Here is a 12,044-nt window from a genome sequence, read left to right as displayed (position 1 = left end):
CCTCTCAGGCAAGGGCGGAAGAGCGTCCATTGGTCTCTGAAGAAATGACGGTAAAGGCTTTTTTGAAGAAGCTCGAGTTCAACTTGAGAGAAGGTAAGAGAGAGGCGACGGTTGAGCTTCACCCTCCAGAACTTGGTAAGGTTAAGTTTAGCATCTCACTTCATGATGGAAGAGCTACCGCTCGCTTCTGGTTACCCTCCGCGGATGTTAAAGCTCTATTTGAGAGTAATATGCATCATCTTCATTCATTCTTTAAAGAGCAGGGTTATTCTCTTGAGGCAAGTCTTTTTTACGGAGGGGAGATGAACAGTGGAGAGAAAAAGGATGAAGGGTGGATGGGAAAATCTCCTTCTTCTAAAAAGACAGGGTTTCTCGATGCCGTTGATGAATCTCTTCCCGTTGATGAGGGAGAGGATATGCTGAGATTGAGCAAGATGGCCAAGGAAGGCCTGCTCAATATTTTGGCTTAATGAGAGGTGAGCAGGCATGTTTGATAGAGTTAACAACTTAGGCGCTTATTATTTCCCATCGAGCGATACCAAACTGACTCGAGGGAAAGAGCTTGATAAAGACGCATTTTTAAAGCTTCTCGTTACTCAGCTTCGCTATCAGGATCCTTTTTCTCCGATGGAGGATAAGGAGTTCGTTGCTCAAATGGCTCAGTTTAGCACGCTCGAGCAGATAACCAATATGTCCAAGGAACTTGAGAAGTTTCTCGTTGATATGTCATGGGCACAGTTTTTTAACCTTATAGGTAAGACGGTTAAATTCACGGATTCTGAAAGTGGCGATAAGGTAGAGGGTAAGGTTACGGGAATAAAGCCCACGAAGGACGGGATAGTCTTGGTGATAGATGATGGAAAGTATGAGATACCTTTAAATAGCGTTGAAGAGGTAAAAGCTTGAAAATTCACGGATGAAAAAATCGGCGAAGGAGCGCCTCTCAAAGAAGGAGGCGTTTTCCAATGCTAAGAAGCTTATATTCCGGAATTTCCGGTTTAAAAAATCATCTTCTCGAGCTTGATGTCATAGGTAATAATATCTCTAACGTCAATACGGTGGGCTTTAAGAAAAGCAGGGTTACCTTCAAAGATGTCCTCTATCAGACGTTAAGAAGTGCCATGGCTCCTACTGGTAATCTTGGTGGAATAAACCCTATGGAGGTAGGAATGGGGATGCAGCTTGGAGCGGTGGACACTATTTTTACGCAGGGGACCCCTCAAATGACCGGTAAGAACACCGATATGATGATTCAGGGGGATGGTTTTTTCGTTCTGAGCGATGGCGCTGGCTATTACTATACGAGGGCGGGAGCATTTGCCATGGACTCTAACGGCACCTTTGTGGATCCTGCAACTGGCTATGTTCTTCAGGGATGGGTAGCAAGCATAGCCAGTGATGGGACTGTAGCTGTTGATACAACCTCTTTGGTCCCAATTCAGGTTGAGGTTGGGGAGAAACTCCCAGGCAAGGAAACATCAAGGATCGATCTCGGTTGTAATCTCGATGCTTCTGCTTCCATAGGAACTACATATACCACGTGGACACAGATTTATGACTCTTTGGGTAATACTCATGACCTTAAGATATCTGTAACGAAGGTGGGGGATAATCAATGGTTCGTGGGATGGGTGTTGACCTATGAGACATCGGGTGGGAGCATAGGAGTTGCTGCTTCGGGATCTCTCGCAGTGTTAAACTTTGGGAGTAATGGTCTACTCGATGCCACAAACGATGTTGCAAGTGTTATGACAATTCCAGCGAATTCTGCGACTTCTTCTATCTATAGTGGGGCTACGCTTCCTCAAGGCATAAGAGTATATTTTGCTCATAAGGGAGATGCGATACATGGGGTAACGCAGTTCGCCTCGGATTTTACGATGTCTGCTAAATATGTAGATGGGTATCCAATGGGTGTATTAAAGAGCTTCACCGTTGATCAAGGCGGACTGGTTAGCGGGGTTTATAGTAACGGTCGAACGAAACCGCTTTATAAGCTTGCTATAGCGGTTTTTAGCAATCCTGCTGGCTTAAACAAGGCTGGAAATACCCTCTTTACGGAGAGCTATAACTCTGGAACCGCTCAGCTTAAGTTCGCTGGTTCCGGAGGTGCAGGAGTAGTTCTTCAAGGGTATCTTGAGATGTCTAATGTAGATATAGCAGAAGAGTTTGTAAATATGATAGTGGCTCAGAGAGGATTTCAGGCTAACACGAGGGTTATAACCACCGCTGATGAGAGCTTGAGAGATCTCTTGGCCCTCAAGAGGTAACTTTTAGCTTGTTAGGAGGGGAGGGGTGGGGGTGATAAAGCTGACAAGGCTTAACGGTAAGGAGTTTGTGGTCAACGCGGATCTCATAGAGACGATCGAATCTACTCCAGATACGGTGGTGACCCTCGTTAACGAGCATAGATACGTCGTTAAGGAGTCCGTTGACGACGTGGTTAAAAAGGTTATAGAATACAAGCGTTCATTGGCTAATCCCGTATGGTATAATGGGAAAAAAGAATAGTTTCTTGAGATGGTGATGCAATGGATTTAGCAACTGCGGCAGGTATTTTTATGGGATGGGGCCTCGTCATAGGAGCCATAATAATGGGAGGAGATCCTGGCGCATTCATAGATATACCATCTTTTCTTATCACCTTTGGAGGAAGCATAGCAGTTACGATGGCTAGTAATCCTCTGCCGCGCATGAAGCTATTACCTCAGCTTTTAAGAAGTGCCTTTTTTGCCAAAAGCCATGACATGCTGGAGGTCCTTAACCTTATGATTAGATTTGCTGAGCGTGCAAGAAGAGAGGGATTACTTGCACTTGAGGATGAAGCAGCTGGTATAGAAGATCCCTTCATAAAAAAGGGTATCCAGCTTGTAGTTGATGGAACTGATCCCGAGCTCGTCAGAAATATTCTCGATGCAGAGATATCCTTCCTTGAGGAGCGACATAAGTCTAATAGATCTGTTTTCGAAGTTTGGGGAGAAATGGCACCGGCGTTTGGGATGCTTGGTACTTTGATAGGTTTGATTCAGATGCTTGGACACTTAGATGATCCCAACGCTTTGGGGCCTGGTATGGCGGTTGCTCTTATAACTACGTTTTACGGATCCTTTATAGCTAATGCTTTTGCCCTTCCCATTGCTAAGAAGCTGGCGGTAAGGACGGAGGAGGAGATAATAGCCAAGGAGATGGTCGTTGAAGGGGTTTTAGCTATTCAAGCTGGAGAGAACCCCAGAATAGTGGAGGAGAAGCTCAAGGTTTATCTTCCTCCAGCTATTAGGGCTCTTTACGAAGAGTCTAAGAAAAGGGAATCTGGGGAGGCGGCTTAGTTGCCGAGGGAGAAGAGGAGGAAGGAGGAGGAAAAAGGGGGAGGTGCAGGGTGGCTTACCACCTATGGGGATATGGTTACCCTCCTCCTTACCTTTTTCGTTTTTCTGTTTTCGTTTTCAACCATAGATGTTATGCAGTTCCAGAAGATGATTCTTTCCTTCAAGGGTGCTCTTGGCGTTCTGAGTGGAGGAAAGACCTTCGATGTGGAAAAACTCGTTGGAATGGGATTTACCGGTATAGATGCTGGAATGCTGAAGCAGCAAACTCGTTATATGAAGGAGGTAATGAAACAGGTTGAAAGATTTGTTCAAAGGGAAAACTTAGGTGGGAGGATAAGGCTGAGGTTTACAAGAGAGGGGATCGTTATAACCATCACAGAGAGCATTCTCTTTGATCCGGGAAGCGCGGTTCTTAAACCTGATGCAATTTCCACATTACTGGAGCTTTCCAAGATTTTGAATACTGTTCCGAATGATCTCAGGGTAGAAGGACATACAGATAACATACCTATAAGCACGCCCAGGTATCCCTCTAATTGGGAGCTTTCTGCGGCGAGAGCCGCTTCAGTTGCTAAGTTTATGATTAGAAGAGGAGGTATCGATCCGAGAAGAATCTCAATAGCGGGATATGGTCCTTATAAGCCTATAGTTCCCAATGACACGCCTGAACATCGAGCTTTAAATAGAAGGGTGGATATAGTGGTCTTGAGCACGAAAAGGCTCGTTCCCTTTTAAAGGAGGAGGTTGGAAAGGGTGAAGCTTAAGATAAAGCTTCCTATAGATCCGAAAATGCTGATAATAGTTTTGGCGGCGATTATCATATCTGCGGGTGTATCCTTCTTCATAGCTCAGAAGATCGTTACAGACAAGCTAAAAAAAAGAGGAGAGGAACAGCGGGTGGTTAAAAGTGGTCCTATAATGGACATGGGAGAGTTTACGGTGAACCTTGCGGATAAAATCGAGACGCACTTTGCAAGGTTTAAGGTTTCTCTTGAGCTCAGTAACACAAAAATACTTGGTGAGCTTTCTAAGCCAGAGTGGAATGTGAGACTCCGTGATGTTATAATACTTACTGTAAAGGATAAGACAACGAGAGATTTATCAACATCGGCAGGGCTTTTGTCCCTTGCATCAGAGATAAAGGAAGCGATAAATAAAATTATACCGAGGGATAAGGGAAGAGTCCTCAAGGTCTATTTTACGGAGTTTCTCGTTCAGTAAGGTGGTGAGGGTAAATGCCTGAGGTATTATCTCAGGACGAAATAGATGCGCTTCTTGAGGCCTTAACCTCCGGTGATCTCGATGTAGAAACCATAAAGCAGAAAGAAACTCGAAAGATAAAGGTTTATGATTTTAAGAGGCCCGATAAGTTTTCTAAAGATCAGATCAGAGGGCTTCAAATGATACATGAGAGTTTTGCGCGTCTTCTTACGACTAACCTTTCCGCAAGGGTTAGATCTGTGGTACAGATGAAGGTAGTCTCGGTGGATCAGGTAACCTACGAGGAATTCACGAGATCCCTATTGAATCCTACGGTGTTAAGCCTCTTCGCTCTTGATCCTCTTGAGGGAACGTCGATATTGGAGATAAATCCTTCACTGGTATTTGCTGTCATAGATAGGCTTCTTGGGGGAAAGGGAGAGCCTTTGAGAAAGCCGAGAGAGTTAACCGATATAGAAATGATGGTTGTTAGAAGACTTATAGATGACTTTCTCTCGGCACTTGAGGAAGCATGGGGGCATGTTGTTGAGCTGAAACTGAGGCTTGAGGGCATAGAGAGTAATCCTCAATTTGTTCAGATAGCACCTCCAAACGATATGACAGCAGTTATCACCATAGACGCTAAGATAGGAGAGGCAGAGGGCATGATAAATCTGTGCTTTCCTTACTTTGTTCTCGAACCCATTGTTTCCAAGCTAAGTGCACAGTATTGGTTCTCCGCGGTCAGGAAGGAAACGCCTCCAGAGATGGTGGAAAATCTTAGAAAGCGCTTGGAGAGGGTTCTAATACCGGTTTCAGCCGAGCTTGGTAGTTCTACTTTAACGGTTGGTGAGCTCCTTGATTTAGATATAGGAGATGTTATACTATTGAATCAGAGAGTTGGTTCTCTTGTGGACGTTAAGGTTGGAGAGCGAGTTAAATTCAAGGGAAAGGTTGGCACCTTAGGTAAGAAGCTTGCAGTTCAGATAGAGAGCCTCGTGGAGGGGGAGGAGTTTTTAAATGAGTGATGGCCTCTTAACGCAGGAGGAAATAGATGCTCTCCTAAAGGCGCAAGCGGGGGGAGGTCCCTCCCCTGCGGAAGAGAAGAAGGGTGATAACCTGTCTCCTGAAGAGATAGACGCTCTTAAGGAAATGGGAAGCGTTGTTATGGGCTCTGCCTCTACGGTTCTTTCAACTCTTGTTAATAAACCTGTTGAGATAACGGTTAAAGAGGTTAAGGAGGGTAAGTTAGCGGACATTTATGAGCTTAAAAAGGGAAGTAATTTACTTCTTAAGATAGAGTTTACTGAAGGTATAATGGGGAACTCCGCAGTTATTCTTGGGGAAAAAGAAGCACTTGCCATTGCTGACTTTATGATGGGGGGAGACGGCTCTCAACTTCCGGAGGAGCTGAACGAGCTTTATCAAAGTGCTGTAAATGAGGCTCTAAGTCAAATGATGGGATCCATGACTACTACTCTTTCCACGCTACTCGGTGGGAAATACGTTATATCTCCGCCTTCTTCTGAGAAGGTGAACCTCGATGAAAAACCTGAGCTTATAAGCGGTTTGACGGAGAATGATAGCGTTGTTTATCTTCTTTACAGCTTTAAGATAGGTGATGTGGTCGATGGGGAGATGCTTCAAGTATTTCCGCTTGATATGGCTAAGGATCTGGCTTCCAAGCTTCTTGCTTCTGCTTCGGAGGCAGGAGAGAGCGTTTCCGAGGAAGTGCAGGTTGAGTCTCAGTCTGCACCTGCGGCTCAGCAACCTACTTCCTCTTCGCCTCCAACGCCAACGGTTCAGGCTCCTCAACCTGCGCCACCGCCACCGCCGTCTCAACCCGCTGTTGAGGCGAGGCCTGCACAGTTTGCACCACTTCAAACTTCGCAGACCTCTGCCGTTCCTCCGAAGAATATAGAGCTGATACTTGATGTTCCGCTTAAGGTTACGGTTGAGCTTGGTAAAACGAGGATGCTTATACGTGATATACTTAATCTTGGTCCTGGTTCGATAATTGAGCTTGATAAGCTCGCGGGTGAACCGGTTGAAATTCTTGTAAACGGTAAGCCTATAGCGCGTGGAGAGGTTGTGGTTATAGATGAGAACTTTGGAGTCAGGATAACTGATATAATTTCTCCAAGAGAGAGGTTAGAGAGCCTTACATAGTTTGGTTAAAAATCTCTTAGAAAGGAGAGATGGGTTGTATGAGCGCACGCATTTTAATCGTGGATGATGCGGCTTTCATGAGGATGATGCTTCGAGATATCCTAACTAAAAATGGTTATGAGGTTGCCGGTGAGGCGGAGAATGGAGTACAGGCGGTGGAGAAATACAAGGAATTAAAACCTGATTTAGTTACGATGGACATAACCATGCCAGAGATGGACGGGATAACCGCCGTTAAGGAGATAAAAAAGCTCGATCCGAATGCAAGGATAGTAATGGTTAGTGCTATGGGTCAGCAAGCTATGGTCATAGAGGCAATACAGGCGGGGGCGTTAGATTTCGTTGTTAAGCCGTTCCAGCCAGATAGGGTCCTGGAGGCGGTGAAGAAGGCTTTAAGTAAGTGAAGGCTTTCTTTTTTCTTTCTATCGCTTGGGCTGCTGATAAGGGAGACGCGAATCTAAAGCTCCCCGGTTTTGGGGAGCTACTTGTTAAGTCGATAGTTGCATTAGTTATAGTTGTTGGTATAATTCTTCTGTTTTCATGGTATATAAAGGGGTATCTGAGAAAATCGAGGGAAAGCGATTTTATAAAGATTTTAGATAGGATTTATCTGGATAATCGGCGGTTTTTGTGCCTGGTAAAGGTTGGGGAGAAGATTTTTCTCTTAGGTGTAGGAGATGGTGGGGTGAACCTTATAGCAGAGATGGAAAAGGTTACCGCCCTTGAGGGAGAAGAAGTGCAGATAGCCCCCTCATTCAGAAAGCATCTCGAGAGATTTCTTGGGAAGAGATGAGGGAATGAGCAAAAAGAGAATTCTTCTCTTCCTGTTTCTCCTTTTTCTTCTTTTCGGCAAGGTCGCTTGGGCTCAACCTCCTCCTATACCCGTTCCAAAGATCACGCTGGGTTTTGAGCCTGCGAAGGGTCCCGGTGATGTTGCGCTAAGCCTTCAAGTTCTTTTTTTACTTACAGTTTTATCCTTAGCACCTTCTATCGTTCTTATGGTTACCTCGTTTACAAGAATAGTTATAGTTCTCTCCTTTATAAGAAACGCGGTTGCTACCCAGCAGATGCCTCCTACGCAGATACTCGTGGGATTGGCGCTCTTTCTAACTCTTTTTGTGATGATGCCCGTTTGGAAGGATATAAACGCTCATGCTCTTCAACCCTATCTGAAGGGAAAGATCTCTGCTAAGGAGGCTTTAAATAACACGATTAAACCATTGCGAGAATTTATGTTTAAACAGACAAGGGAAAAGGATATAGCACTTATGGTTAAACTGGCAAAGATAAAAAGACCAAGAAATAGGGAGGATGTTCCTACCTATGTGTTGATCCCCGCTTTTGTCTTAAGTGAGCTTAAAACGGCTTTCGAGATGGGGGTTCTGATATATATACCCTTTATCGTTGTTGATATGGTGGTAGCAAGTGTCCTGATGTCAATGGGTATGATCATGCTTCCTCCCATGATGATTTCATTACCGTTTAAGGTTTTGTTGTTCGTACTGGTAGATGGATGGGATCTTGTCGTTGGATCGCTCGTTGCCAGCTTTAAATAAGGAGGGATAACTTTATGACCGATGCAATGGCTATAGAAATAATAAGAAAGGCTCTTTTTACAGCGTTGTTGGTTGCTGCTCCCATGTTGGGAGTAGCGCTTGTTGTTGGAGTGCTTATAAGCATTATTCAAACGGCCACTTCGATACAGGAGCAGACCCTTACTTTCATTCCTAAGATAGTGGCGGTTTTAATAAGTATCATCTATTTTGGTCCTTGGATGTTTAGACTTCTTATTGATTTTACAACGGGGCTCTGGAATTCAATCCCTTTGATATTAAGATAATGGACAGATATGCTTCAGGATTTGCTAAAGCATCTGGATGCCTTTCTGCTTGTTTTTCTGCGAATAACAGCTTTCTTATTCTCTGCCCCGCTTTTCAACAGTAGGACGGTACCGACTGTGGCACGCCTCGGGTTGGCTTTCTTTCTTGCCATTATACTTTTTTATCCGCTTTATTCTTTTTTAAAGATTCCTGGTTTTTCTCCGCTTAGATTTGGTGTTTATGCGATTAAGGAGTTTTTAACCGGGCTTGCGATGGGCTTTTCCGTTTCTATGATATTTTCTGCCTTTCAACTCGCTGGTACCATTTACGGCTATCAAATGGGCTTTGGAATAATCTCGGTTCTCGATCCTGAAGCTGGTGTTAGCGTAAGCTTGACCGGCCAGCTTAAGTTCTTGCTTGGTGTCTTTCTGTTTCTGGAAACTAATTGCCATCACTATCTTCTAATGGCTTTGTTTAACAGCTTTAAGCTTATTTCCCTTGGAGGAGCTAAATTTACAGGTGGTCTAACCAAAGAAATAGTTTCTATCTTTGGAGGAATGTTTTTGATTGCTATACAGATAGCTCTTCCTATAATAGCGGTTCTTCTGATAATAGATATAAGTTTGGGAATAATAGGGAGAACGATTCCACAGCTTAATATCTTCGTTATAGGTTTTCCTCTTAAGATAGCGATAGCCTTCCTTACTCTGATGTTCATATTGCCTGCTTTAAAGACCTTTATGGAGGGGGTTTTAGGTGGTCTCATCAGGAATCTCGGAGAAGTTATCGTTCATCTTAAATGAAATAGATCTTCAGCTATTTGCTGAAGAGAAGACTGAGCCTGCTACTCCTCGCAGAAGGAGAAGAGTAAGACAGGAGGGACAGGTGGCAAGGAGCGCCGATCTCAACTCCGTCGTTATAATAGGCGTTGGCTTGCTTGCCATGCTACTTCTTGAAGGGCATCTTCGAGAGAACATAGTTTCGTTGGCAAGGTATGTCCTTTCAAGTCTATACGTGGTTGCTAAAAGCGATATAAATTTTGATAACGCGGTTGATGCACAATCTGCCATAATAGGTTTCTTTCTGAAGACTGTTGCTCCCTTTTTTCTCCTTGCCTTGGTTGCAGCGCTTGCGGTCAACATATATCAAGTTGGCTTCTATATAACTTTTAAACCATTTGCTTTCAATCTAAATAGGCTTAATCCGATTAATGGACTGAGAAGGATTTTCTCCCTAAGATCGATCGTTGAGCTTATAAAGGGGCTTGTTAAGGCTATTCTTGTTGGATATGTTGTTTATAGATACATAAAGGCGGATTATCCTACCTATCTTAAAGCAATACTCATTCCATTTCCGGCTAATCTCTTTCTTATAAGCAAGCTTATATTCTTCACTCTTTTGAAGGTATTGCCCTTCTTAATAATTTTGGCGATAATAGATTATAGATATCAAAAGTGGGAATTCGAAAGGAGCATAAGAATGAGCAAGCAGGAGATAAAAGAAGAGTACAAACAGGTTGAGGGGGATCCGAGGATAAAAGCGAAAATAAGGGAAAAGCAAAGGGAACTTGCAAGAAGAAGAATGATGCAAGAGGTTCCTAAGGCACAGGTTGTTGTTACAAACCCTGTGATGGTCGCCGTCGCTTTAAGATATGAGCCGGAAATAATGAATGCTCCAGTGGTGGTTGCTAAGGGAGAAAGACTAATGGCAGAGAGAATAAGGAGGATAGCGGAGGAACACGGAATACCCATAGTTGAAGATAGGGCTCTCGCGTGGGCTCTTTATAGGTCCGCGGATATTGGAGACGAGATACCACCGGAGCTTTATAAAGCAGTTGCTGAAGTCTTGGCGTTTGTCTATAGATTGCGGGAAGGGAAGGTGGCAGCTTAAGGAAAGATGGCTGAGGTTAGAGCTACCACGAGCTATCCGTGGCTGAAGCATAGCGATATAATAGTCGCCATAGCGCTTGTTATGGCGGTTATATTGATGATAATTCCCATTCCTACTACCTTGCTTGATTTTCTTCTCGCTTTTAATATTACATTTGCTATTCTTGTTCTCCTCGCTACCTTTTATATAGCACGCCCTCTTGATTTTTCCGTCTTTCCATCTCTTCTTCTCTTTACCACTCTTTTTAGGCTTGGCTTAAACGTTTCAACAACGAGATGGATCTTGCTTCAGGGATATGCAGGGAAGGTGATACTGGCGTTTGGAAACTTCGTCGTAGGGGGAAATTACGTAGTCGGTGCGGTAATATTCCTAATTCTTTTCCTAATACAATTTATAGTGATAACAAGGGGAGCGGAAAGAGTTGCGGAGGTTGCAGCTCGCTTTACTTTAGATGCGATGCCTGGAAAGCAGATGAGCATAGATGCTGACCTTAACGCTGGTTTAATAGATGAGGCTGAAGCAAGAAGAAGGAGGGAAGAGATTCAGAGAGAGGCAGACTTTTATGGTGCTATGGACGGAGCAAGTAAATTTGTTAAAGGGGATGCGATAGCAGGTGTCTTTATCACACTGGTTAATATAATAGGCGGTTTAGTTATAGGCGTTATTCAAAGAGGGCTTCCATTGAGTGAAGCCCTAAAGACATATACTTTACTTACCGTAGGGGATGGTCTCGTCGCTCAGATCCCTGCTCTCGTTATATCTACCGCCACTGCGATAATAGTTAGCAGGGCAGCTGCTGAACATGATCTTGGAGTGGAATTTCTTAAGCAGATCACCTATCATCCTCGCCCGCTAATGATAGGAGCCACTATACTTACGCTCTTTGCTATCGTTCCAGGTTTGCCAACCGTGCCGTTTCTGACTCTTGCTATTATTGTGGGCAGTATGGCTTTTATAATGAGAAGGGCAGCGAGAATCGAAAAAGTCAAGATGATAGAAGAGGAGAAGAGGAAAGAGGAAGAGGAGGTACGAAGACCGGAAAGCGTGCTTTCTTTGCTTCAGGTTGATCCGATGGAGATAGAGATAGGCTACTCTCTGATTCCTCTCGTTGATCCCAAGCAGGGTGGAGATCTCTTAGACAGAATAACGATGATAAGAAGACAAATAGCCATGGAACTCGGGCTCGTCGTTCCTCCTATAAGGATAAGGGATAACATGCAGCTTAAACCGAATGAATATGTGATAAAGATAAGAGGGGTTGAGGTAGGAAGGGGAGAGCTCATGGTAGACTACTATCTCGCTATGAATCCAGGAACCGCTAAGGAAAAGCTGGAGGGTATAGAGACTAAGGAGCCTGCCTTCGGTCTACCCGCTATATGGATACCTGCTGAGCAAAGGGAAAGAGCGGAATGGCTTGGCTATACCGTTGTGGATCCTCCTGCAGTTTTAGCAACGCATCTTACTGAGATAATAAAAAGACATGCAGCTGAGCTTCTGACTCGCCAGGAGGTCCAGAATTTGATAGACCTTGTTAGAGGACAGCATCCCGCGCTTGTTGAGGAGCTTAGCAGAGCTTTGAGTCTTGGCGAGATCCAGAAAGTTTTACAGGGACTACTTAAGGAAGGGGTTCCTATAAGGG

General features: G+C 44.2%; 15 protein-coding genes and 1 pseudogene. All 16 read left to right on the top strand.

The genetic code is table 11. The features are described from left to right. A partial coding sequence (locus J7M13_09590) for a flagellar hook-length control protein FliK (protein MCD6364230.1) occupies positions 1-470 on the top strand: 470 nt, incomplete at its 5' end. Between the two features lie 16 nt (positions 471-486). Continuing rightward, complete coding sequence (gene flgD / locus J7M13_09585) at positions 487-906, top strand: flagellar hook assembly protein FlgD (GenBank protein MCD6364229.1); 420 nt, start codon at positions 487-489, stop codon at positions 904-906. Positions 907-965: 59 nt separating this feature from the next. Then, entirely contained in the window at positions 966-2,270 is a 1,305-nt protein-coding gene (locus J7M13_09580) for a flagellar hook protein FlgE (protein ID MCD6364228.1), read from the top strand. A 31-nt stretch (positions 2,271-2,301) separates the two neighbouring features. Continuing rightward, complete coding sequence (locus J7M13_09575) at positions 2,302-2,511, top strand: flagellar FlbD family protein (GenBank protein MCD6364227.1); 210 nt, start codon at positions 2,302-2,304, stop codon at positions 2,509-2,511. Between the two features lie 20 nt (positions 2,512-2,531). Further along, positions 2,532-3,326 carry a motility protein A gene (locus tag J7M13_09570; GenBank protein MCD6364226.1) on the top strand — a complete coding sequence of 265 codons (795 nt, stop codon included), beginning with the start codon at positions 2,532-2,534 and terminating at the stop codon, positions 3,324-3,326. 18 nt (positions 3,327-3,344) lie between these two features. Then, positions 3,345-4,061 (top strand): annotated as a pseudogene (locus J7M13_09565) (flagellar motor protein MotB). A gap of 18 nt (positions 4,062-4,079) precedes the next feature. Further along, entirely contained in the window at positions 4,080-4,547 is a 468-nt protein-coding gene (locus J7M13_09560) for a flagellar basal body-associated FliL family protein (protein ID MCD6364225.1), read from the top strand. A gap of 14 nt (positions 4,548-4,561) precedes the next feature. Then, on the top strand, positions 4,562-5,554 hold the full coding sequence (fliM, locus tag J7M13_09555; protein MCD6364224.1) for a flagellar motor switch protein FliM: 993 nt from the start codon (positions 4,562-4,564) through the stop codon (positions 5,552-5,554). After that, positions 5,547-6,695, top strand: coding sequence for a flagellar motor switch phosphatase FliY (gene fliY / locus J7M13_09550; protein ID MCD6364223.1), 1,149 nt, complete (start codon positions 5,547-5,549; stop codon positions 6,693-6,695). The genes fliM and fliY overlap by 8 nt, the downstream gene beginning before the upstream one ends. Before the next feature lie 38 nt (positions 6,696-6,733). After that, positions 6,734-7,099, top strand: a complete 366-nt coding sequence (locus tag J7M13_09545; protein MCD6364222.1) for a response regulator — start codon at positions 6,734-6,736, stop codon at positions 7,097-7,099. Then, positions 7,096-7,488 (top strand): flagellar biosynthetic protein FliO, encoded by a 393-nt coding sequence (gene fliO / locus J7M13_09540; GenBank protein ID MCD6364221.1) that lies wholly within the window; start codon positions 7,096-7,098, stop codon positions 7,486-7,488. The genes J7M13_09545 and fliO overlap by 4 nt, the downstream gene beginning before the upstream one ends. A gap of 4 nt (positions 7,489-7,492) precedes the next feature. Then, positions 7,493-8,251, top strand: a complete 759-nt coding sequence (gene fliP, locus J7M13_09535) for a flagellar type III secretion system pore protein FliP (protein MCD6364220.1) — start codon at positions 7,493-7,495, stop codon at positions 8,249-8,251. A 14-nt stretch (positions 8,252-8,265) separates the two neighbouring features. After that, the gene (fliQ, locus tag J7M13_09530; GenBank protein ID MCD6364219.1) at positions 8,266-8,535 is read left to right on the top strand and encodes a flagellar biosynthesis protein FliQ; all 270 of its coding nucleotides are present in this window, start codon (positions 8,266-8,268) and stop codon (positions 8,533-8,535) included. Between the two features lie 21 nt (positions 8,536-8,556). Beyond that, positions 8,557-9,318 carry a flagellar type III secretion system protein FliR gene (gene fliR, locus J7M13_09525; protein MCD6364218.1) on the top strand — a complete coding sequence of 254 codons (762 nt, stop codon included), beginning with the start codon at positions 8,557-8,559 and terminating at the stop codon, positions 9,316-9,318. Beyond that, complete coding sequence (gene flhB / locus J7M13_09520) at positions 9,308-10,405, top strand: flagellar biosynthesis protein FlhB (GenBank protein MCD6364217.1); 1,098 nt, start codon at positions 9,308-9,310, stop codon at positions 10,403-10,405. Before fliR ends, flhB begins: the two co-directional genes overlap by 11 nt. A gap of 6 nt (positions 10,406-10,411) precedes the next feature. Then, the coding region (flhA, locus tag J7M13_09515; GenBank protein MCD6364216.1) for a flagellar biosynthesis protein FlhA at positions 10,412-12,044 on the top strand (1,633 nt) is incomplete at its 3' end.

It is taken from the genome of Synergistota bacterium, from assembly GCA_021159885.1.
Lineage (GTDB): Bacteria > Synergistota > GBS-1 > GBS-1 > GBS-1 > AUK310.
This window is presented reverse-complemented; position numbering and strand designations above follow the sequence as displayed.